This is a genomic window from Streptomyces sp. NPDC016640 (assembly GCF_043076215.1).
Classification (GTDB): domain Bacteria; phylum Actinomycetota; class Actinomycetes; order Streptomycetales; family Streptomycetaceae; genus Streptomyces.
Genome location: NZ_JBIBRG010000011.1, coordinates 89,198 through 112,234 on the forward strand (window position 1 = coordinate 89,198; position 23,037 = coordinate 112,234).

Sequence of the window (23,037 nt, forward strand, 5' to 3'; positions counted from 1 at the left end):
GCGACCGCCCCGGCGGACGTCCGCGGCCGGCGTGAGCGGCTCGCCGACCCGCTGCCGGACGGGCCCCGTCCGCCCCGCGAACCCCACACCGACACGGCGCAGGCCCTCGACCCCGTCGACGGCTTCGCCCGGGACGTCACGACCCGAGTGACGGTCCCAGCCTCCACGACATCCCGCACCACATCCCTATCTCACGGCCGGAGCACGCCCTGAGCGGCGCCGCCCTGCCCGAGGACATAAGGAGAATCATGCACGCTGGGCCACAGCAGAGCGCCGTCGTCGTCGGCAACGGGGCGGTCGGCGCCTCGATCGCCTACGAGCTGAGCAGCCGCGGCTTCCAGGTCACCCGCGTGGGCCGGGAGAACCGGCCGTACGCCGCCTCGCTCGCCGCCGGCGCGATGCTCGGCTGCTTCGGCGAGGTCACCACCTCGCTGCTGGCCAGCGAGCACGGCCGGGCCAAGCTCGACATGGACCACCGGGCCCGCCGCTACTGGACCGAGTGGGACGAGCGCCTCAGCCAGGACTCGGGCGACTCCCGCACGCTCTTCAGCGCCGACGGCACGTTCGTCCTGCTCAACACGATGGGTTCGGCCGCCGTCGACTCCGGCAACTTCCGCGCCATCGAGGCGACGCTGCGGGAGTACGAGGAGCCGTACGAGACCGCCGACCCCGAGGACCTCGACTGGCTGGAGCCGAACGACCTCTCGCGTTCGCTGCGCGGCCTGTTCATCCCCGGGGAACACGCGGTGGACTCCCACCGGTTGCTGGTCAAGCTGGACCAGGCGCTGGTGAAGGCGGGCGGCAGGATCGTCGACGCCGAGGCGCTGCGCGTCCGGGTGGCGGGCTCCCGCGCGACCGGTGTCGAGCTGGCGAACGGTGAGTTCCTGCCCGCCGACCACGTCGTCGTGGCCGCCGGCGCCAGGTCCCTCACGCTGCTGGACGAGGTGGCCGAGGCACGCGACCGGATGCCGCCCATGGTGAGCGGGTACGGCGTCTCGGCCCTGGTGGAGACCGAGGACCGCGCGCTGCCCTCGTCCGTGGTGCGCACCCCCAACCGGGCCTTCGCCTGCGGTCTGCACGCCGTTCCGCGCGCCGACGGGGTGCTCTACCTCGGCGCCACCAACATCATCTCCGAACAGCCGCGCCGCTTCGCCGCCGTCGGCGACCTGCAGTTCCTGCTCGGCTGCGCCGTGGACCAGCTGCACACCAACCTCGCCGAGTCCTCGCTGCTCTCCGTGCAGGTCGGCAACCGGCCGGTGCCCGCCGACGGCTTCCCCCTGATCGGCGGCGCCGGCGCGGAGGGGCTGTGGCTGGCCACCGGCACCTACCGCGACGGACTGCACCAGTCGCCGCTGCTCGCCCAGCACATCGCCGCGCTCATCGAGAACGGCACGAGCGAGTACGACTTCCTGTCGTCCTTCTCCCCCGTGCGCGCCCCGCTGGCCGGCGGGACCCGCGAGCAGGTCGTGACCACGGCGGTGGAGCACATGATGGCCACCGGCTACGAGTACAAGTGGAACGTCACGCCCGAGTGGCCGCCGCGCATCGAGCGCCACCTGCGCCGGTTCTACGGCTCCCTGGTGGAGGAGCTGCACCCGGCGTTCACTCCCCCGGCCGAGCTGGTCGCCGCCATGACCGACGGCATCCGCGCCTCCCTCACGCGCTACTACGCGGCGTGGTCGCGGTGACGGCGCAGCGCACGCGGTCCGTCCACGACGCCGCCCGGGCCCGCCTGACCGAGGCGGGCGTGTGGGACGTCGAGGGCGACCTCGCCGCGCTGCGGGAGCGTTTCCTGGCGGTGGAGACACCGGCGGCGCTGGCCCGCTTCGAGACCGCCGTGGCCGAGCGCTGCCGGCGCATCCCGCTCGGGCACATCACCGGTTCCACCGAGTTCGACGGGCTCGAACTCGTCGTCGGCAGCGGGGTGTTCGTGCCCCGGCGGGAGAGCACCACGCTGGTGGCCCGGGTGGCCGAGGACACGACGCTGCCGTACCGGGGCACCGTGCTCGACCTGTGCTCCGGCGTCGGCGCGCTCGGTCTCGCCCTGTCGCGGCGCCGTCCCGACGCGGCGGTGACGTGCGTGGAGCGGGACGACACCTGCCTGCAGTACCTGCGGCGCAACGTGGCGCGGAACGAGGCCGTGCTGGGCGAGGTCACCGTGCTCGCCGCCGACCTCACCGCGCCGGGCTGCCTCGACGCGTACCGTGGCCGGACCGACCTGGTCATGGCGAACCCGCCGTACGTCGCCCCCGATGTGCGGCTGCTGCCGGAATGGTCCGAGCACCAGCCCCGGGCCGCCGTCTACAGCGGCGCCGACGGCCTCGATCTGATACGCCGGATCGCCGTCCTCGCCGCCGCGGCACTGCGCCCCGGCGGGAGGCTGGCGCTCGAACACGACCGGGCGCAGCCCGAGCAGGTGCGCGAACTCCTGCACGGTCACGCCTTCGAGGAGATCACCACGTGCGTCGATACTGCCGGCGAACCACGGATCACCGTCGCACGCCGCACCGACCAGGAAGGAACCACGTGAGCACGCCCCGGACTTCACGGAACTGGCTGACCAGCCGCAGGGACCGCACCTCCTCCGCCCTGGACCAGTGCTTCGCCGAGGGGCTGACCGGGCACACCGTCGTCTCCCGCGACCGCAAGCGCGTCACCCTCCAGGACGGCACCACGGTCACGGAGTTCGTCTCCTGCTCCTACCTCGGCCTCGAGTCGCACCCCGCGCTGGCGCAGGCCGTCGTCGAGGCCGTCGGCCGGTTCGGCGTCCACCTGTCGTCCTCACGCAACCGGATGCGGCCCTCCTACCTCCCCGAGCTGGAGGAACTCCTGGCGCGCATCTACCCGGGCGCCACCCCCTGCGTGTTCACCTCCACCAGCAACGTCCACCTCGGCGTACTGCCGCTGCTGGCTTCGAACTCGCTGCCCAGCTACCCGGTGCGGGGCGGACCCCACCTGTTCGTGGACCGCACCGCCCATGCCTCGATGCAGGTACTGCGCGGGATCTTCGAGCAGTTCGGCCCGGTCGAGAGGTTCCGCTCCGACGACCCCGCCTCGGTGGCGGAGTCGCTGAACCGCGCGACCGCGGCGGGACGCACCCCCGTACTGCTGGTGGACGGGGTCGGCTCGATGAACGGCCTGATCGACGTGCGGGACCTGGCGGAGCGGACGGCGGCCGCCGGCGGGTACCTCTACGTCGACGACGCCCACGGCATCTCCATCGACGGCGCCTGGGGCTGCGGCTACGCCTTCGACGCGCTGGGCGGCAAACTCCCCCACAACGTCGTCCTGGCCGGGTCCCTGTCCAAGGGCTTCGGCGGCTCGGGCGGCTTCCTCCTCGTCTCGTCCGGCGAGGACGTCGCCGTCGTCAGGAAGCTCGCCAATCCGCTGGTCTTCGGGCACTCGGTGATGGTGCCGATGATGGCCGCCAACGTCGCGGCGGCCCGCATCCACCTCTCCCCCGAGATCGCCGGACTCCAGGCGGACCTGTGGGCGAACGCCGCCCGGCTCGACGAACTGACCGGCGGCAAGCTGTCCAACGCCGGGCTCCGGACCCCGGTGCGCGGCGCCGTGTTCGGCTCCGAGGCGGAGGGGCTGCGCACCGTACGGCGCCTCAAGGAGCGCGGAGTGATCATGCTCCCGGCGTTCTACCCCACGGTGGCGCAGGGCCGGTCCCTGCTGCGGTTCGCGCTCTCCGCCCTGCACAGCGAGGAGGACCTGGCCCTCCTCGCGGACACGCTCGAGGAGAGCGGGCACTACGGCAGCGGTCAGGAGCTCCACGGCCGTGACTGAGCAATCCACTCCGCCGGCCGCGGCGGAACAACCGGGTCCGCCGCGCCCGGCGCTCGGGCCGCTGGTGCGTCCCATCGCCGTGTCCCACTTCATCACCTACCTCGGCGACGGCCTGTTCTACGTCTGCGCGGCGCTGTACTTCACCCGGGTGGTCGGACTGGACGCGGTCACCTACGGGGCGGCGCTCACCGCCTCCTGGCTGCTGGCCATGGTGCTCAGCGTGCCCGTGGGGCATCTCGCCGACCGGTTCGAGTCCCGCACCGTCGCCACCACCCTGCTCGGGGTGGCCGGCCTGTCGGTCTGCCTGTACCTGGTGACCTCGAGCGTGCCGCTGTTCTTCGTCGGCGCCTGTCTGCTGGCGGTCTCCACCCAGGGCACCCAGTCCGCACGCTCCGCCCTGGTGTCCCGCTCCTTCCCCGCCGATCAGGTCACCCGGGTGCGGGCGGTGCTGATCTCCACGGCCAACGCCGGGCTGGCGGTGGGCGCGGCGCTCGGCGCCCTCGTCATCACCGTGGACACCGACACCGCCTACCGGCTGGCGTTCGGGCTGGACGCGCTGACGTTCTTCGTCGCCGCCGCGCTGCTGCTCAGGGTCCCGCCGACGCTGCGCGCCAGAACCGCCTCCCCGGCCGGGGAGGCGCCGGCCCCGGCGGTCAAGGGGTCACCGCTGCGGGTGTTCCGCGACCGCGGCTACGTCGCCGTCAGCGCCGTCAATCTGCTCCTGACGCTCCACGTGCCGTTGATCGACGTGGCCCTGCCGCTGTGGATCGTCCAGGAGACACAGGCTCCCGAGTGGAGCATCGCCGCCGTCTTCGTCGTCAACACCGCCCTGGTGGTGGCCCTGCAGTACCGGGTCTCCCAGAACGTGACCAGCATCGACGCCGGCCTGCGCAGCCTGCGTATCGGCGGACTGCTGCTGTTCGCGGGGATGGCGCTGTACTCCCTGTCCGGGCTGCCCTCCTCGCCCTGGGGGGCGGCCGGGCTGCTCCTGCTGGCGGTCTCCGTCCTCACCTTCGGGGAGATGCGGCAGACCTCCAGCATGAACGAGATCAGCTTCCGGCTCGTACCGGACGGCAGGTACGGCGAGTACCAGGGCTTCTTCGGCATGGGTTCCACCATCGCCGAGGCGATCGGCCCGCTCGCCCTCACCTGGCTGCTGTTGTCCCACGGCTCCTGGGGCTGGCTGGTGCTCGGCGCCGTCTTCCTGGTCGCGGCCTTCGCGATGCAGTACTGCGTCGCCCTGGCCCGACGCTCCCCGCTGGTGAGGGAGAACGCCCTGTGACGTCCCACGCGGACCCCCGCCGCCCCGTGCTCCTGCTGCTCAGCGGCAGCCGCAGAGTCCTCGACAAGGCCCTCGGTCTCGGCCTCGACGTGGTGCACCTCCAGGCACCCACCATGGCCGACGCCTCGCTGGACCCGCTGTGCCTGCGCTCGGAGCGCGTCGACCTGCTCGATGTGCCCGGCGTCGTGGCCCTCGCCCGTTCGCTGCACGAGGAGTTCGGCTTCGCCGGGGTGTGCAGCAATCACGAACCCGCCTGCGCCGCCGCCGAGGCCGCCGCCCTCGACCTGGGGCTGACCGCACCCGGCACCGGGGTCGCCGCGCTGCTGCGCGACAAGGCCAGGACCCACGAGGTGCAGGACGAGCACCCCTCGCTGCGCACCCCCTGGGCCCGGCTGACCGGACCCGAGGACGCGCTGCGGGTCGCCGGGGAGGCCGGCTGGCCGCTGATCCTCAAGCCCGTCGACGGTTCCGCCAGCCTGGGCGTGCTCAAGGTCGACGGCCCCGACGGCCTCGACGACGCCTGGCGGCGGGTGCGGGACACCCTGCGCAACGGCCACCGCTACCACGAGGTGCTGCCCGTGACCGGCTACCTCGTCGAACCCTTCGCCGACGGTGAGGAGTTCAGCGTCGAGACGTTCAGCCGCGGCGGGCGCCACGAGGTGCGGGCGGTGGTCCGCAAGCTCGTCGGCGGCGCGTTCGTCGAGACCGGACACGTCGTCCCGGCCGGTCTGGACGCCGAACGGCACCGGGCCGTCACCGACCGGGTCACCGCCTTCCTCGACCATGTCGGACTGCGCGAGGGGCCCGCCCACACCGAGGTCATCGCCGGCCGGGCGGGCATCCACCTCGTCGAGTCGCACGCCCGTACCGGCGGCGACGAGATCCCCGCCCTCCTCACCCTGGTCACCGGGCGGGACATGGAGACGGACATGCTCGCCCACGCCTGCGGCCTGCCGCTGCCCCCCGCCGTGCCGCCGCTCGGCGCGGCGGCCGTCAAGCGGTACCTTCTGGCGGACCGGGCCGGCCGGGTCGCCGCGCTCGACGGCGTGGCGGAGGCCGCCGGACTGCCGGGCGTGCACAGCGTACGGATCTGGACGAACCCCGGCGACACCGTGCGCCCGGCGACGGCGAGCTGGGAGCGGCTCGGCGAGGTCGTCGCCGTGGGACCGGACACCCGGACGGCCGCCGCGGCGGCCGAGCGGGCCTGCCGGACCATCACCCTACGGATGGAGGAACAGTGAGGCTCCTCGCCGATCTCACCCCGCCGCGCCCGGAACTGCTGAGCGTCCAGGCGGACAACCTGACGCTGATGCGCGAGGCCGTGCACCGGTCACGGACCTGTACGGCGCTGCACCCGTACGCGGACTCGCTGACCCCCGAGGGGCTGGAGAAGGTTCCGCTCACCACCCGCGACCGGCTCGCCGAGTGGTCCGCGGACCCCCGCACGCCGAACCGCGTCACCGAGGGCGACATCCGCCTGGTGCTGCGCTCCAGCGGCTCCTCCGGGCGGGTGCGGACCCTGCTGCACGACCGGCCCTTCAACGAGCGGGTCGAGGCCCTCGGCGCGCGCGGCCTGTGCACCGACGGGCTCGGCACCAACCCGTTCGTCCTCAACTCGCTCGCCCCGGGCGACCTGTTCGGCGGCTTCGGCTTCGCCGACGCGGTGCTCTCCCGCCGCGGCGCGGCCGTGCTCCCGGCCGGCACCTCCATGCCCGCGCCCCATCTCGCCGAACTGATCACCGACCTCGGGGTCGGCGCGATGGTCGGCCTGCCGGGCTACGTCGAGCGCCTGCTGGCCGAGATCCCGGCGGCCATGCGGCGCCTGCGCACGCTGTACTACCTGGGCGAGCGCATGACGGGACCGGCCGCCGACGCGCTCGCCGCGGCCGGCTGCGCCGTCCGCTCCTTCGCGTACAGCACCACCGAGACCGGACCCATCGGGTACCAGTGCGCCCACCTCACCGGCAGCGATCACCACGTCCACGAGGACCTGGTGATCGCCGAGGTCGTCGACGACGACGGCCGGCGGCTGCCGGACGGTGTCCCGGGCGCGCTCGCGGTCACCGTACTGGCCGACACCGGCACCGCGCTGGTGCGCTACCTCGTCGGCGACCACGCCACCCTGCGCCCCTCCGACTGCCCCTGCGGCTCCACGGCCCGGGTGCTGCGCATCGGGGCCCGCGACGACGTGTCGGCCAACCTGGACGGCACCCTGGTCACCCGTTCCATGTTCGACACCGCGCTGGACCTTCCGGCGGACGCCCGGTACCAGGTCGCGTTCAATTCACGGCGGGGACTGCTGCGGCTGACCCTGCGCGGCGCCGCCCTGCGCGGCCTCACGGACGAGGCGGCGCGGAGCGCCCTCGGCCGGCACCAGACCCTGCGCAAGGTCGTCGGCTCGGCGCGGTTCGCCGGCCTCACGGTCGACGCCGGGACGGCACCGTACCTCACCCCCCGGGCCAAGGCCCCGTTCTTCTGGAGTGAAGAGGACAGAGATGACCAGGCCTAGTGCGGCACCCGACGAGGCCGAGGCGGCGACGGTGCTGGGTCCCCTGCGTGACCGGCTCGACGACATGGACCGCCGGCTGCTCGAACTCATCGTCCAGCGGATGGACCTCTGCCTCGACATCGCCCGGCTCAAGTCCGAACACGGCATCCCCATGATGCAGCCCTCGCGCGTCGGCCTCGTCGTCGGCAGGGCCCGCGCCCACGCCGCCGCCCACGGCCTGCCCGAGCGGTACCTGGGCGACCTCTTCGAGCGGATCGTGGCCGAGACGTGCACCCAGGAGGACGTACTGATGGCGGAACTGAAGGGAGGCGGCGACCGGTGAAGGTCCTCATCATCGACAACTTCGACTCCTTCACGCTCAACATCGCGCAGTACCTGTACGAGGTGACCGGCGAGCAGCCGCTCGTGCTGCCGAACACGACCGCCTACGACGCCCTGCCGCTCGACGAGTGCCGCGCCGTCGTCCTCTCGCCCGGGCCCGGACGGCCCTCGCGGGAGGCCGATTTCGGTGTCTGCCGCGAGGTCATCGCGCGCTGCGCGCTGCCGATGCTCGGCGTCTGCCTGGGACACCAGGGGATAGCCGAGTTCTTCGGCGGACGCACGGCCTACGCGCCCGCCCCCGCGCACGGCCTCGTCGACACGGTCGCCCACCTGGGCACCGGCCTGTTCGCGGGACTGCCGCAGGACCTGCCGGTGGTGCGCTACCACTCGCTGGTCAGCACCGATCTGCCGGACACCCTGGAGCGCACGGCCTGGACGCGGGACGGCCTGGTGATGGCCGTCGCGCACCGCAGCCGGCCGGTGTGGGGGGTGCAGTTCCACCCGGAGTCCATCGAGTCGGCCGGCGGCCACGGCGTCCTCGCCAACTTCGTCGCGCTCGCCGCCCGCCACCACGCCGGGGACGGCGCGGCGCCCCTCATCCCGCGGGCGGCGGGCGGCGCGCCGGGTGAGGTGCCGGCCGTCGCGGCGTTCCGGAGGGCGGGCGGCTCGCTGCGGATGCGCCTGGAAGCCGAGACCGTACCCGCCCCCGGCCCGCCCGCGGACTTCTTCCGGGAGCACTACGCCGGGCGCCCGTACGCGTTCTGGCTCGACTCCGAGGGCAGCGAGCACCCCGGTTCCCGTTATTCGCTGATGGGCGCCTGGGGCGAGCGGGGGGACGTCGCCCTCGCCTACGACCTGGCCGGGCGCCGCCTCGCGCTGCACGGCCCCGGCCGCACCGAAGAGGTCACGGGCGACGTCTTCACCCTCCTCGAGGACATCGTCGACGCCGTGGAGGTCACGGCGCCCGCGGACTGGCCCCTGCCGTTCCGCGGCGGCCTGGTGGGCTGGTTCGGGTACGAGCTCAAGGCGCTCACCACCGGCGACGAGCGGCATCCCGCACCGGAACCCGAGTCGTGGTTCCTGCACACCCGCGCCTTCACCGTCTTCGACCACCGCGGCGGCACCGCCCTGGCCTGCCGCCTCGTCCCCGTCGACGGGGACGGGGACGGACACGGGCACGGGGACGACGGCGGGGCCGGGGTGGCCTCACCCACCGCGCGGGACGTCCCCCCGGCTCCGACCGCGGACGGCGCGTCCGGCCCGGACGCGACCACCTCCCCGTACGCACCGGGGCCGGTCCCCGAGCGGCTGCTGAACCTGCGCGACGACCGTGAGACGTACCTCGCGAAGATCAAGGAGAGCCAGCGCCTCATCACCGACGGCGAGAGCTACGAGATCTGCCTCACCAACCACGCCGAACTGACCGGCGTGGGAGCGGGGCTGCCCGCGTACGAGCGGATGCGCACGGTCAGCGCGATGCCCCACGCCGCCTATCTGCGCGCCGGGGACGTCGAGGTGCTGTGCTCCTCGCCCGAGACCTTCCTGCGGGTGGACGAGAGCCGCATCGTGGAGTCACGGCCCATCAAGGGCACCCGCCCGCGCGGCGCCACCCCCGAGGAGGACGCGGCGCTGCGGGAGGACCTGCTGTCCTCGCAGAAGGACCGCGCCGAGAACCTGATGATCGTCGACCTGGTCCGGCACGACCTCAACTCGGTGTGCGTACCGGGCAGTGTCCACGTCCCGCGCGCCTTCGCGATCGAGAGCTACTCCTCCGTCCACCAGCTGGTGTCCACCATCCGGGGACGGCTGCGGCGGACCGAGTCGGCGCTGTCGGCGGTACGCGCCTGCTTCCCGGGCGGCTCGATGACCGGCGCGCCCAAGAAGCGGACCATGGAGATCATCGACGAGCTGGAGGGCTCGGCCCGCGGCATCTACTCCGGCGCCCTGGGCTGGCTGTCGTTCTCGGGCGCGCTCGACCTGAACATCGTCATCCGTACCGCGGTGGTGCGCGACGGCACCGCCCGCTTCGGCGTCGGCGGCGCGATCACCGCGAAGTCCGACCCCGACGAGGAGTACGAGGAGACCCTGGTCAAGGCGAGCGTGCCCTACTTCGGGCTGCGCGGCTGGCAGCACGGGGACGAGGCGTGAGCGGCCCGGCCGCGGGCGCGGCGGCGCACCGGAGGATCGTGCTGCTGGGCGCCGCCGGCACGGTCGGCCGCTGGTACCGGACCTGGCTGACGGACGCCGGGGACACGGTGACCACCGCCGACCTGTCCCCCGGCACGGACCACGACGGCGACGTGCGCACACCCTCCGCGGACCTGCGCGCGGCCGTCGCGGCGGCCGACGAAGTGGTCCTCGCCCTGCCGGAGGACATCGCCGCGGCGTGCCTGCCGTGGCTGGCCGGGTCCGCCCGCCCGGAAGCGGTACTCGTGTCCACCTGCTCGGTCCAGCTGCCGCTGTTCGAAGCCGCTTCGGAGCACGGCCTCCGGTCCCCGCTGCGCGGCGTCAACCCGATGTTCTCGCCCACCCTGCCCCCGGCGGGACAGTCCGTCGTGCTGATCGCCCCGGGGGCCGTACCCGGGGAGCCGGCGCCCGGGGACCGCCCCACCGGCACGGATGACACGGACCCCCAGGTCCGCCGGATGTCGGAACGGCTGCGGGCCGGGTCCATGACGGTCTCGGTCATGGACCCCGCCGGCCACGACGCGGCGATGTCCGTGCTGCAGGCGCTGCCGCACGCCGCGGTCCTGTCGTTCGTCGACGCCCTGCTGGCCGCGCCGGTGGACGTGCCCACCCTGATGCGGATCGCCCCGCCCCCGGCCCGCACCCTGGTGGCGCTGGCCTGTCGCATCCTCGCGGCTCCGCCCGAGATCTACTGGGACATCCAGCGGGCCAACGCGGAGGGCGGCGCCCGCCGCAAGGACCTGACGGCCTCCCTGCGGCGGCTCGACGCGCTCGTCGACGCGGACCGGTCCGCCGACTTCCGCGCCGTCCTCGCCTCGGCGGCGGAGGGCCTGGGCCCGTACGCCGCCGAGGGCGCCCAGGAGTGCCGTGAACTGTTCGAACTGATCCAGCGGCGCAGGACGCGGCAGGACGGCGCCGGGCCGCCGCCGGGCGCCGTCCCCCCGGCGGCCGGCACCCGCCCCGACCACAACGACCAGCCGGGAGACCGATGATGTCCGCACCCACTCCGCCCCCCGCGAAGACCTCGCACCACCTCGCCGTCTTCGGCGACCTCTTCGACATCCCCGACCGGGCCCTCAAGACGCTCGGGGACGGTGTCCGGATCACCCTGTTCGTCCCGCGGTCGCGGCTGGCCGCCTGCGACGGCGCCGAGCACGCCCACGCGGTGGTCGCCCTGGCCGACGACGCCGACGCGGCGGCGTGGACCGCCGCGGTGCGCGCGGTCCACACCGCGGTGCCGCTGACCCATGCGCTGGCCCTCGTCGACCACTTGGCGTACGAGGCGGCCGTGGCGATGGCGGCCGTCGGCGTGCCCTTCCACACGCCGGCGACCATGGAGCGGGTGCGCGACAAGGCCCTGATGCGCCGGACGCTCGACGAACGGGGCCTGTACCCGGTGCCGTTCCGGTGCGCCGCCGGACTCGACGAGGCGCGCGCCGCCGTCGCCGGGATCGGGCTCCCCTGTGTCTTCAAGCCGGTGACCGGCACCGGCAGCGCGGGCGCGGTCATGGTCCGCGACGAGCGTGAACTGGACGCCGCCTACCGCGAGGCGTCCGGGCACGGCCAGGACGTCCTCGTCGAACGGTTCGTGACGGGACCGCAGTTCAGCGTGGAGGCGCTCTCGGAGGACGGCCGCCATCTCGTGCTGGCCGTCACCCGCAAGTACTCCGACCCCGCCACCCTGGTCGAGCTGGGCCATGTGATGCCGGCGCCGCTCTCCGAGGACGAGAGGGCCGCCGTGGCCCGGTGCGCCGAGGACGTCCTGGACGCCGTGGGCCTGACGTACGGGCCGAGCCACACCGAGGTGATCCTCGGCCCGGACGGGCCGGTACCGATCGAGACGCACGCCCGGGTCGGCGGCGACGACATCTGGCTCATGGTGCACGCCGCGACCGGCGTCGACCTGGACGTGCTCCAGCCCGACCAGGCCCTCGGCCGCGGCGTGCTGGACGAGGCGCGCGCCACCCTCGCGGCCCACGCGCCCCGGCGACGCCATCAGGCGGTGTGGTTCGGGGCGGCACGGGAGGCGGGCACGTTCCCGGCCGGGGACCTCCCCGGCGGGGAGCACGTGCACGTCACCGCCCTGCGCTCGGAGGGCGATCCGGTCCGGCCGCTCGCCTCGACGAACGACCGCGTGCTGAAGGTGCGGGCCACCGGAACCACGGCGGAGGAGGCACTGACCCTCGCCCGCGAAACAGCGGCCGCCGCCTGCGCGGCCCTCTCCCTGGACCTGTCCCTGACCGACCTCGCGAACACCGTCTGACGCCCCGGCCCCGACCGGCACCCCGCCACCGGGGCCGCCCGCCCCCGAACAGCAGGAACCCCAGGTCGGCGACCAACCGACCCGGGGTCCGACGGAGCCGCCTCCGGGATCCGGACCCGGCCGATCGGTTCTTGCCGGCCGGCACAACGGCGCCAAGGAACGGAACGAAGATCACCGTCGGCCGCGCACGCACGACGGCGCGAGCCCTGCTGCGTACGGGGCCGGCCGGGCCGGCGACGCCATGGGCAGCGAGTGGAGGTGCACTCCCGCTCGGCGGGCACGCCTGGGTGGGTCGGCTCAGTCCGGAGGGTGACGTTCCGCTCGCCGGTGCGGATGCGCATGCTGATGGCACTGCCCAGGGACGCACCGGTCTTCCGGCCAGGCATCCCGGGCGCGTTCATCCGGGACCCGTACCTGTGGCCCACGGCGCCGAAGGCAAGCGAATGCGCAGTCCCGCACCGCACCCCGGCAGCACCGACGCGCAGGACTCCACAACCCGTGCACGGGCGGTGGAGTTCCGCAAGCGTCGTCTGTCGCCCTGGGTCCGTCCTTGGAGTCGAGGATGTCCTTCGGAGTGGACCCCCCTGACGACGGATCTCGATGGTCCGGGGAGGGATGTCCGGGCGGGACTTCCGTCCGATACGCGACGATCAGCCTGCCGAGAATCGCTTCGGGCCGACGGCTGCCCCGCGCCACGAGAGATCACCACGGCAAGCAGTGGGTGAGATGCGACGGCCACCGCCGCAGGTGCCGGTACGCCTGGCGTCCGGCCCGCTCACGCGGCGCCCATGCGGAAATGGCCTGCGCCCGGAGCGAGCGGGCGCCAGGCCGCCGTGAAGGCCAAGCGGGTGAAGCCCAAGAAGCAGGTCGTCGAGCCGCTCCGCTCACGCAAGCACTTCCACGGCATCCCCACCGTACGGCCCGCCATGCCCCAGGCATGAAAAAACCCCAGGCCACGGCGAGTGAGTCCTGGGGTAATTCCGAGCCGCCTTCGGGATTCGAACCCGAGACCTACGCATTACGAGTGCGTTGCTCTGGCCATCTGAGCTAAGGCGGCGCGCCGTGCGCACCATGGTGCGATCAGCAACGCCGGTAAGTCTACACAGTTTCCGAGGGTGCTTCGTACCGGCCCCGGAGGCGGGCCCGAGCGGCCGCCTCCGGGTGGTCGCACCGGCTATGAGCAGCGCTTGCCGTCCGTGGGCGGGGTGCCGCGGAGCAGGTAGGTGTTGATCGCGGAGTCGATGCAGGAGCTGCCGCGGCCGTAGGCGGTGTGGCCGTCGCCCTCGTAGGTGAGGAGGCGGGCCGAGGACAGCTGGCCGGCCAGGGCCTCGGCCCAGCGGTACGGGGTCGCCGGGTCGCGGGTGGTGCCGACGACGACGATCGGGGCCGCGCCCCTCGCCTCGATGCGCCGGGCCTCGCCCGTGGCCCGCACCGGCCAGTACGCGCAGTTCAGCGAGGCCCACGCGAGGCCCTCGCCGAAGACCGGGGACGCCTTCCCGAAATCGCCGAGCGCCTTCCGCACCTCGTCCGGGGAGTCGAAGGCGGCGGGGAGGTCCAGGCAGTTCACGGCCGCGTTGGCGAACATCAGGTTGCTGTAGCCGCCGTCCGCGTCACGTTCGTAATAGCTGTCGGCGAGGGCGAGCAGTGCGGCGCCGTCGTTCTCCCGCATCGCGCCGTTCAGCGCCTCGCGCAGTTGTTCCCAGGCGCCCTCGTCGTACATGGCGGCGATCACGCCGATCGTCGCCAGCGACTCGGTGAGCCGGCGGCCGCCGGCGTCGCCGGCGGGGATCGGCCGGGTGTCGAGGTCGCCGAAGAAGGCCTTCAGGTTCTTGCCGGCCCGCGCGGGAGTGGTCTTCCGGCCGCCGAGGGGGCAGCCGCTCCGCCGCACGCAGTCCTCGGCGAAGGCGGTGAACGCCGTGCCGAAACCCGCCGTCTGCTCCAGGCTGAGCCGCCGCGCGGGCAGCGAGGGGTCCATCGCGCCGTCCAGCACCAGCCGGCCCGCCCGGTCCGGGAACAGACCGGCGTACGTCGCGCCGAGGAAGGTGCCGTACGAGGCGCCGACGTAGTTCAGCTTCTCGTCGCCCAGCACGGCCCGCACGATGTCCATGTCGCGGGCCGCCTCGACGGTGGACACATGACGCAGCAGCTTCGGCGCGTCCGCCCCGCAGCCCTCGGCGAACTTCCTGTACGCCGCGACCAGCGCGTCCGTCTCCCCCGCGTCGTCCGGTGTGACGTCCGTGCGCGTGTACGCGTCCATCGCGGGCCCGTCCAGACACTCGACGGGCTCGCTGCGGGCCACGCCCCTGGGGTCCACGGCCACCATGTCGTAGCGGGCGCGCACCTCGGCCGGGTAGCCGACACCGGCGTACGCCTGGACGTAGCCGATCGCGGAGCCGCCCGGTCCGCCGGGGTTGACCAGCAGCGAACCCAGCCGCTTCCCGGGACCCGTGGCCTTCTTGCGGGTGACGGCGAGACGGACGTCGCCGGCGGACGGTTCGGCGTAGTCGAGCGGTGCCTTCAGCGTGGTGCACTGGAAACCGGGGGCGCCGCAGTCGCGCCAGGCAGGGCGCTGCCCGTAGTACGGCGCGAGGGCCGCGGGTGTGGAGCGGGGCAGCGGGGCGAGGGCGGCCACCGCCTCCTCCGCGGCCGCCGCCGAGCCGGCGGAACTCGCCGTGCTCCCGGAGGAGCAGCCGGAGACCAGCAGCGCGGCGGCGAGCAGACAGGCTCCGGCGCGGGCTGCGGTGCGGGTTCGGGTTCCGGTTCGGGTTCGGGTTCTGCGGAGGGTACGCCTTGTGTACATGCCCGCGAGCGTAACTCTCAGCGACAGCCTGGATGCTCTGCGCACACGGTGTGCCTCGTACGAGTGATGCCGCCGAGCGGGCATGGCGGTCGCCGGGTGGGCGCCTCAGCCCGCTCTGAGGGCCATGGCCATCGCCTCCACCGCGAGGAGCGGGGCCACATTGCGGTCGAGGGCCTTGCCGCAGGCGGCGACCGCCTCGATGCGGCGGAGGGTGGATTCCGGGGAGCTGCCGCGGGCCAGGCGCTCCAGCGCGTCCTCGGCGTCCGTGTTGGCGAGGGCGATGCGGGTGCCGAGCTGGAGGGCGAGGACGTCGCGGTAGAAGCTGGTCAGGTCGGTCAGGGCGACGTCGAGACTGTCGCGCTGGGTGCGTGTCCTGCGGCGCTTCTGCATCTCCTCCAGGTCCTTGACCACGCCTGCCGTGCCGCGTGGCAGGCGGCCGCCCTGGGCCGCGCCGAGTGCGGTCTTCAGTTCCTCGGTCTCCTTGCCGTCCATCTCCTCGGCGAGCTGCCTGGCGTCCTCGGCGGCGGCGTCGACGAGTTCCTGGGCGGCCTTGAGCGCGCCGCCGATCTCCTCGACCCGCAGCGGCAGTCTGAGCACCGCGGCGCGGCGGGCGCGGGCGGCGGGGTCGGTGGCCAGACGGCGGGCCCGGTCCACGTGGCCCTGGGTGGCGCGGGCGACGGCGGCGGCGACGTCCGGCTCGATGCCCTCGCGCCGTACGAGCATGTCGGCGACGGCGTCCACCGAGGGCGTGCTCAGGCTGAGGTGCCGGCAGCGCGAGCGGATCGTCGGCAGGACGTCCTCCAGAGAGGGGGCGCACAGCAGCCAGACGGTGCGGGGGGCGGGCTCCTCCACCGCCTTGAGGACGGCGTTGGCGGACTTCTCGTTCAGCCGCTCCGCGTCCTCGACGAGGATCACCTGCCAGCGGCCGGTCGCCGGGGCGGTGAACGACTTGCGGACGGTGTCGCGCATGTCCCTGACGAGGATCTCCGCGCCGACCGCGGCGACCGGGCTCACGTCGGCGTGGGTGCCGACCAGCGCGGTGTGGCAGCCGTCGCAGAACCCGCAGCCGGGGGATCCGCCCAGGGCGCGGTCGGGACTGACGCACTGCAGCGCGGCGGCGAAGGCACGCGCCGCCTGGTTGCGCCCCGCGCCGGGCGGGCCGGTGAACAGCCAGGCGTGCGTCATCCTCGACGTCTCGGGCGGGGGCGCGTCGGCCGCCGCCGCGGTGACCAGCGCGTCGGCGTCCCGGGCGGCGGCGGCGAGCTGCTCGCTCACCCGCTCCTGCCCGACGAGGTCGTCCCACACGGTCATGGGTCAGCCCGCCCTTCCGTCACGTCCGGCCACGTCCGTCCTACGGCGTCCATTGTGCGGGTGGGCACCGACAACGGCCGGATCCCCGGTCCGCTCAGCGCCGACGGCCCCGGCCACCGTCGTCACCGTCGCCGTACTCGTCGTCGCGCGGGCCCAGCAGCTCGTCCGCCAGCGTGGGCAGGTCGTCCAGCGGGGTCTCCTCGGCCCAGTCGGGGCGCTGCCGGCGCCGGCGGGACGTGTCCTCGGCGTCGACCTGCGGCAGCTCGCGCGTGCGGTCCCGGGCCTCTTCCGGCCCGTCGTGGCCCTCGTGACCGTCGTGGCCGCCCGCCGGGCGTTCGTCCCGGAAGTAGCCCGGCGGAACCCGGTCCGCGGGCCCCTGCTCGTCCCCGCGCACCGGAGGCAGCACCGCCGTCTCGTCCGCGGCGCCCGGCGCGACCTGCGGCTTCGGAAGCTCGGTCGTCACCTCGGCATCGGCCGTCCCGAAGGCACCGGCCCGCCGCCCGGGCTCCTCCTGCGCCACCCGGGGCAGCACCGCCGTCTCGTCCACCGGTCCGCCGGACGCGTTGGTCGGCGTCACCACCGGCGTCGGCACGGTCAACGCGTCGTCGACGGCCCCGGGTCCGGAGGACCGGGGGTCCGCGGGGGAACGGTCGGCCTTCGGTCCCGCCTCCGCCGCGGCCGCCGCGGCCGCCGCCCGTTCGGCCAGCCGCCGGGCCTCCTCCGCGCGCAGCAGCGCCTCCTCGGCCTTGCGCTGCTTCTCCCGGCGCAGTGCCTCGGCCTCGGCGCGCAGCCGCTCCTCCTCCTCGGCCTGCTTGCGGCGGCGTTCCTCCTCGGCCCTGCGGCGGGCCTCCTCCTCGGCGCGCGCCTTCTCCTCGGCGAGCAGCCGCTGACGCTCCGCCTCGGCGCGCCGGCGCGCTTCCTCGGCCCGCTGCCGGGCCTCCTCCGCCTGCCGTTCGGCCTCGCGCCGCTGCGCCTCCTCCAGCTCGCGCTGCTTGCGCTCCTCCTCCTCGGCGCGCAGCCGCGCCAGCTGCTCCTGGCGCTCGCGCTCCAGGCGCTCCTCCTCGGCCTTGCGGGCCGCCTCCTCCTCCGCCTTGCGGCGGGCCTCCTCCTCGGCCTTGCGGCGCGCTTCCTCGCGGGCCTCGATCTCGGCCTCGGACAGCGGCAGCACGTGGTCGAGCCGGTGCCGGATCACCGCGGTGACCGCCTCCGGCTCCTGGCCGGCGTCGACCACCAGGTAGCGGCCGGGGTCGGCCGCGGCCAGGGTGAGGAAACCGGCCCGCACGCGCGCGTGGAACTCGGCGGGCTCCGACTCCAGCCGGTCCGGCGCCTCGGTGAAGCGCTCCCGCGCGGTCTCCGGCGCCACGTCGAGGAGCACCGTCAGCTGCGGGACGAGGCCGTTGGTCGCCCAGCGGTTGATGCGGGCGATCTCGGTCGGCGACAGATCGCGCCCCGCGCCCTGGTACGCCACCGAGGAGTCGATGTACCGGTCGGTGATGACGACCGCGCCGCGCTCGAGGGCGGGCCGTACGACGGTGTCGATGTGCTCCGCGCGGTCCGCCGCGTACAGCAGCGCCTCCGCGCGGTGCGAGAGACCGGCGCTGGAGACGTCCAGCAGGATGGACCGCAGCCGCTTGCCGACCGGCGTCGCCCCGGGCTCGCGGGTGAGGACGACCTCGTGGCCCTTGGCCCTGATCCACTCGGCGAGGGCTTCGGCCTGGGTGGACTTCCCGGCGCCGTCGCCGCCCTCCAGGGCGATGAAGAAGCCGGAGGCGGCGGGTGTCTGGTCGGGGTCGTCGCCGCCGAGCAGCGCGTCGCGCAGGTCCTGCCGCAGCGGCACCCCGGAGCGGTCGTCGACCTTGGCCAGCACCAGCGCGGCCACCGGCAGCAGCAGCGCGCCGACCAGCATCAGCGTGAAGGCGGCGCCGCCGTGCGCGAAGACGAACCGGCCGTTCTCCAGCCGGTGCGGTCCGATGCCCGCGGCCACGACCGGGGCGATCACCGCGCCGAGCGCCACGAAGACCCGGACCACCGCGTGCAGGTGCCCGGTCGTGCGGGCCCGGCGCTGCTCCTCGGTCTCCTGGTCGAGCAGGGTGTGTCCGGTGTTGGCGGCCACGCCCGCGCCGACGCCGGCCAGCGCCGTGATCAGCAGCACGCTGGTGACGTCCGGGACGAGGCCCGCGGCCAGCAGCGCGACACCGGTGAAGGCGAGGGCGAGCGCGAGCAGCCGGCGGCGCGACAGGGCGGGCAGCAGGGCGGGGGCCGTCCGGATGCCGACGACCACGCCGCCGGTCAGGGTGGCCACCAGCAGGCCGTGGAGCACAGGGCCGCCGCCCAGGTCCCTGGCGTGCAGCACCGCGACGGCGACCGCGGCGGACACCGCGCCGGCGACGGACGCGGAGGCGATCACCAGCAGCGGCATCGCGCCGGTGCGGCCCCTGTCGGAGCCGCCGGCGCTCTTCGGGCGGCGCAGCCCCTCCAGCGGCGACCGCGCGCGGGGGGTGCGGGTACCGGGCAGTTCCAGGAAGGTCAGGACGGACAGCGACGCGGCGAACAGTCCGGCCGCGACGTACGACGCGAGGGCCGCCTGGTGCTCGGCGAACCAGTCGACGCCCGTGCCCAGCAGGTTGTTGAACAGGGACGCGACGACGAGGACGACGGCCGCGAGCGGTATCGCCACGAAGCCCGTGCGCAGCGACAGCCGGCGCAGCGCGTCCATGTGGTCGGGCAGCGGCCGTACGGTCGCGCCCTCCGGGGGCGGGGCGGGCAGCAGCGCGGGCGCGGCGCTCTCGCGGCACACCGTCCAGAACCGCTCGGCGACACCGGTCACGAAGACGGTGACCAGGAGAACGGCCAGAGCGTCCGCGGGCGTCCAGTCGATCCACAGCGGCGCCACGATGAGCAGCGCGGTGCGCAGCCCGTCCGCGCCGACCATGGTCCAGCGACGGTCCAGCGGTCCGTCCTGGGAGGTGAGCGAGGTGAGCGGGCCGAGGAGTACGGCGCCGAACAGCAGCGTCGCCAGGATGCGCACCCCGAAGACGGTCGCCACTGCGAACGCCGCTCCCCGGTAGCCCCCGCCGAAGGCCCCTTCGGCGACCGTCGCCTGCAGGGCGAGGAGGACCAGCACCAGGAGGGCGAGGACGTCACCGACCCCGCCCACGAGCTGCGCGCTCCACAGCCGTCTCAGCTGAGGTCGGCGCAGCAGGGCGCGGACGGCACGCTCTCGTGAGTCCGCGACAAGGGCGTCGTCGGGGGCCGGTCGAGGGGCCGTTGGCTGCTCGGCTCGCGTCATGCGTTCAGCCTATCGGCCCGCGCGCACGGCCCGGCACGACGCGCCTGGCATGCACACGCCTCGACACCGAAGTGTTGCCGGAGCGTTCGCATGGCGAACCCCCGGCAAAGGTTCAGAAGGCACGGAACGCCCCGGATGTCCGGGACGCATAGGGCATCCCGGACATCCGGGGCGTTCCGAGGGGACTGCTCAGTCGTCCGCCGCGTTCGAAGCGGTCACCTTCGTCGCGGTGGTCTTCGTCGCGGTGGTCTTCTTCGCCGCCGTCGCCTTCTTCGCGGTCGTGGTCTTCTTGGCCGCGGTCTTCTTGGCGGCCGTCGTCTTCTTCGCCGGCGCCTTCTTGGCCGTCGCCGTCTTCTTGGCGGTCTTCTTCGCCGTCTTCTTGGCGGGGCTCTTCGCCCGCTTCTCCGCGAGCAGCTCGAACCCGCGCTCCGGCGTGATCGTCTCGACGCTGTCGCCGGAGCGCAGGGTCGCGTTGGTCTCGCCGTCGGTGACGTACGGGCCGAAGCGGCCGTCCTTCACCACGACCGGCTTCTCGCTGACCGGGTCGGTGCCCAGCTCCTTCAGCGGCGGCTTGGCCGCGGCACGACCGCGCTGCTTGGGCTGGGCGTAGATCGCCAGCGCCTCCTCCAGCGTGATCGTGAAGAGCTGCTCCTCGGACTGCAGCGACCGCGAGTCCGTGCCCTTCTTCAGATACGGCCCGTAGCGGCCGTTCTGCGCGGTGATCTCCTGGCCCTCGGCGTCGGTGCCGACCACCCGCGGCAGCGACATCAGCTTCAGCGCCTCGTCGAGGGTGACCGTGTCCAGGGACATCGACTTGAAGAGCGAGGCGGTGCGCGGCTTGACCGCGTTCTTGCCGGTCTTCGGGGTGCCCTCGGGCAGGATCTCCGTGACGTACGGGCCGTAGCGGCCGTCCTTGGCGACGATCGCGTGGCCGGTCGCCGGGTCGGTGCCCAGCTCGAAGTCGCCGCTCGGCTTGGCGAGCAGTTCCTCGGCGAGCTCGACGGTCAGCTCGTCGGGCGCCAGGTCGTCCTGGATGTCGGCGCGCTGGTGCTGCTCGGTGTCCTTCTCGCCGCGCTCGATGTACGGGCCGTAGCGCCCGACCCGCAGCACGATGTCGTTGCCCACCGGGAACGACGACACCTCGCGCGCGTCGATCGCGCCCAGGTCGGTCACCAGCTCCTTGAGGCCGCCGAGGTGGTCCCCGTCGCCGTTGCCGGCGTCGGCCGCGTCACCGTTGCTGGCGCCCTGGCCGAAGTAGAAGCGCTTCAGCCACGGCACGGCCCGCGCCTCGCCGCGCGCGATGCGGTCGAGGTCGTCCTCCATCCGGGCCGTGAAGTCGTAGTCGACGAGCCGGCCGAAGTGCTTCTCCAGCAGGTTCACCACGGCGAAGGAGAGGAAGGACGGCACCAGGGCCGTGCCCTTCTTGAACACGTAGCCGCGGTCGAGGATCGTGCCGATGATCGACGCGTACGTCGACGGGCGGCCGATCTCCCGCTCCTCCAGCTCCTTGACCAGCGACGCCTCGGTGTAGCGGGCCGGGGGCTTGGTGGCGTGCCCGTCGACCGTGATCTCCTCGGCGGTGAGGGCGTCGCCCTCGCCGACCTGCGGCAGCCGGCGCTCGCGGTCGTCGAGCTCGGCGTCCGGGTCGTCGGCGCCCTCGACGTAGGCCTTCAGGAAGCCGTGGAAGGTGATCGTCTTGCCGGACGCGGTGAACTCGGCGTCCCGCCCGTCGGACGCCGCGCCGCCGATCCTCACGGTGACGGAGTTGCCGGTGGCGTCCTTCATCTGCGAGGCGACGGTCCGCTTCCAGATCAGCTCGTACAGCTTGAACTGGTCGCCGGTCAGGCCGGTCTCGGCGGGCGTGCGGAAGCGGTCGCCCGAGGGGCGGATCGCCTCGTGCGCCTCCTGGGCGTTCTTGACCTTGCCCGCGTAGGTGCGCGGCTGCGGCGGGAGGTAGTCGGCGCCGTACAACTGCGTGACCTGGGCGCGGGCGGCGGTGATCGCCGTCTCGCTCAGCGTCGTCGAGTCCGTGCGCATGTAGGTGATGTAGCCGTTCTCGTACAGCTTCTGCGCGATCTGCATGGTGGCCTTCGCGCCGTAGCCGAGCTTGCGGCTCGCCTCCTGCTGCAGCGTCGTCGTACGGAACGGGGCGTACGGCGAGCGGCGGTACGGCTTGGACTCGACGGACCGCACGGAGAACCGCGTGTTCTCCAGGGCGGCGGCGAGGGCGCGGGCGCCGGCCTCGTCGAGGTGGAGGGTGTTCGCGCTCCTGAGCTGTCCCAGGGAGTCGAAGTCGCGGCCCTGCGCGACGCGCCTGCCGTCGACGCTCTGCAGGCGGGCGACGAGCGACGCCGGGTCGGAGGCGTCCCCCGCTCCCCCCGTGCGAGCGGGGCCGGGGGCAGTGGAGAAGGTGCCCGTCAGGTCCCAGTACTCGGCGGAACGGAACGCCATGCGCTCGCGTTCCCGCTCCACCACGAGCCGTGTGGCGACGGACTGGACACGGCCGGCGGACAGCCGGGGCATGACCTTCTTCCACAGGACCGGCGAGACCTCGTAGCCGTAGAGGCGGTCGAGGATGCGGCGGGTCTCCTGGGCGTCGACCAGCTTCTGGTTGAGCTGGCGCGGGTTGGCCACGGCCGCGCGGATCGCGTCCTTGGTGATCTCGTGGAAGACCATCCGCTTGACCGGGATCTTCGGCTTGAGCACTTCCTGCAGGTGCCAGGCGATGGCCTCGCCCTCGCGGTCCTCATCGGTGGCGAGGAAGAGTTCGTCGGACTCCTTCAGCAGGTCCTTGAGCTTCTTGACCTGGGCCCGCTTGTCCGCGTTGACCACATAGATCGGCTGGAAGTCGTGGTCGACGTCCACACCGAGGCGACGGACTTCGCCGGTGTACTGCTCGGGCACCTCGGCGGCGCCGTTGGGAAGGTCGCGAATGTGCCCGACGCTCGCCTCGACGATGTAGCCAGGGCCGAGATAACCCTTGATCGTCTTCGCCTTGGCGGGCGACTCGACGATGACGAGTCGGCGGCCGCCCTTCGCGGTCTCGCTGGTCGGGGACAACTTCGCTCTTCTCTCCGGTCGACGCTGGGGTTCCCCAGGCGCTCTCGCCGGGGTCGGGTCATGGTGACGCTGCGGAGTGTGACGGTACATCCCGCCCCCGTGTCAAACGGGAAAAGCCCGCAACGGCCACTCGAACGGTAACCCGACTACCGCCGTTCCTGCCGCCCGGAGTGTCCGTACTCCGCCCGTCCCGACGCGGAGCGCGGTCCGTCGCCGACCGGCG

The 23,037-nt window shown here is 73.7% G+C and carries 15 protein-coding genes and 1 tRNA gene; 11 read left to right on the forward strand and 5 right to left on the reverse strand.

Going from position 1 to position 23,037, the window contains the following annotated elements; genetic code table 11:
- Positions 1 to 248 precede the first annotated feature (248 nt).
- The 11 genes from ACF07S_RS22615 (at position 249) to ACF07S_RS22665 (ending at position 13,295) form a co-directional block, all read left to right on the forward strand.
- Complete coding sequence (locus ACF07S_RS22615) at positions 249 to 1,688, forward strand: NAD(P)/FAD-dependent oxidoreductase (protein ID WP_391962956.1); 1,440 nt, start codon at positions 249 to 251, stop codon at positions 1,686 to 1,688.
- Entirely contained in the window at positions 1,676 to 2,530 is an 855-nt protein-coding gene (locus tag ACF07S_RS22620) for a N5-glutamine methyltransferase family protein (RefSeq protein ID WP_391962955.1), read from the forward strand. The genes ACF07S_RS22615 and ACF07S_RS22620 overlap by 13 nt, the downstream gene beginning before the upstream one ends.
- Complete coding sequence (locus ACF07S_RS22625) at positions 2,527 to 3,792, forward strand: aminotransferase class I/II-fold pyridoxal phosphate-dependent enzyme (RefSeq protein ID WP_391962954.1); 1,266 nt, start codon at positions 2,527 to 2,529, stop codon at positions 3,790 to 3,792. The genes ACF07S_RS22620 and ACF07S_RS22625 overlap by 4 nt, the downstream gene beginning before the upstream one ends.
- Positions 3,785 to 5,074, forward strand: a complete 1,290-nt coding sequence (locus ACF07S_RS22630) for an MFS transporter (protein ID WP_391962953.1) — start codon at positions 3,785 to 3,787, stop codon at positions 5,072 to 5,074. The genes ACF07S_RS22625 and ACF07S_RS22630 overlap by 8 nt, the downstream gene beginning before the upstream one ends.
- On the forward strand, positions 5,071 to 6,315 hold the full coding sequence (locus ACF07S_RS22635; protein WP_391962952.1) for an ATP-grasp domain-containing protein: 1,245 nt from the start codon (positions 5,071 to 5,073) through the stop codon (positions 6,313 to 6,315). The genes ACF07S_RS22630 and ACF07S_RS22635 overlap by 4 nt, the downstream gene beginning before the upstream one ends.
- A complete protein-coding gene (locus ACF07S_RS22640; RefSeq protein WP_391974930.1) occupies positions 6,312 to 7,583 on the forward strand; it encodes a phenylacetate--CoA ligase family protein in 1,272 nt (423 codons plus the stop codon). Before ACF07S_RS22635 ends, ACF07S_RS22640 begins: the two co-directional genes overlap by 4 nt.
- A complete protein-coding gene (locus ACF07S_RS22645) occupies positions 7,570 to 7,905 on the forward strand; it encodes a chorismate mutase (RefSeq protein WP_391962950.1) in 336 nt (111 codons plus the stop codon). The genes ACF07S_RS22640 and ACF07S_RS22645 overlap by 14 nt, the downstream gene beginning before the upstream one ends.
- Positions 7,902 to 10,052, forward strand: coding sequence for an aminodeoxychorismate synthase component I (pabB, locus tag ACF07S_RS22650; protein ID WP_391974931.1), 2,151 nt, complete (start codon positions 7,902 to 7,904; stop codon positions 10,050 to 10,052). Before ACF07S_RS22645 ends, pabB begins: the two co-directional genes overlap by 4 nt.
- The gene (locus ACF07S_RS22655) at positions 10,049 to 11,083 is read left to right on the forward strand and encodes a prephenate dehydrogenase dimerization domain-containing protein (protein ID WP_391974932.1); all 1,035 of its coding nucleotides are present in this window, start codon (positions 10,049 to 10,051) and stop codon (positions 11,081 to 11,083) included. Before pabB ends, ACF07S_RS22655 begins: the two co-directional genes overlap by 4 nt.
- Complete coding sequence (locus tag ACF07S_RS22660) at positions 11,083 to 12,354, forward strand: ATP-grasp domain-containing protein (protein WP_391974933.1); 1,272 nt, start codon at positions 11,083 to 11,085, stop codon at positions 12,352 to 12,354. The genes ACF07S_RS22655 and ACF07S_RS22660 overlap by 1 nt, the downstream gene beginning before the upstream one ends.
- 788 nt (positions 12,355 to 13,142) lie before the next feature.
- On the forward strand, positions 13,143 to 13,295 hold the full coding sequence (locus ACF07S_RS22665; RefSeq protein WP_391962946.1) for a hypothetical protein: 153 nt from the start codon (positions 13,143 to 13,145) through the stop codon (positions 13,293 to 13,295).
- Between the two features lie 42 nt (positions 13,296 to 13,337).
- Here ACF07S_RS22665 and ACF07S_RS22670 read toward each other — a convergent pair.
- From ACF07S_RS22670 to topA, 5 genes are all read right to left on the reverse strand, one after another.
- A tRNA-Thr gene (locus ACF07S_RS22670) sits at positions 13,338 to 13,411 on the reverse strand.
- 117 nt (positions 13,412 to 13,528) lie between these two features.
- Positions 13,529 to 15,154 carry an alpha/beta hydrolase gene (locus tag ACF07S_RS22675; protein ID WP_391974934.1) on the reverse strand — a complete coding sequence of 542 codons (1,626 nt, stop codon included), beginning with the start codon at positions 15,152 to 15,154 and terminating at the stop codon, positions 13,529 to 13,531.
- A 105-nt stretch (positions 15,155 to 15,259) separates the two neighbouring features.
- The gene (locus ACF07S_RS22680; protein WP_391962944.1) at positions 15,260 to 16,465 is read right to left on the reverse strand and encodes a DNA polymerase III subunit delta'; all 1,206 of its coding nucleotides are present in this window, start codon (positions 16,463 to 16,465) and stop codon (positions 15,260 to 15,262) included.
- Between the two features lie 94 nt (positions 16,466 to 16,559).
- The gene (tmk, locus tag ACF07S_RS22685; protein WP_391974935.1) at positions 16,560 to 19,754 is read right to left on the reverse strand and encodes a dTMP kinase; all 3,195 of its coding nucleotides are present in this window, start codon (positions 19,752 to 19,754) and stop codon (positions 16,560 to 16,562) included.
- A 189-nt stretch (positions 19,755 to 19,943) separates the two neighbouring features.
- Positions 19,944 to 22,814 carry a type I DNA topoisomerase gene (gene topA, locus ACF07S_RS22690; RefSeq protein ID WP_391974936.1) on the reverse strand — a complete coding sequence of 957 codons (2,871 nt, stop codon included), beginning with the start codon at positions 22,812 to 22,814 and terminating at the stop codon, positions 19,944 to 19,946.
- Positions 22,815 to 23,037: the final 223 nt, after the last annotated feature.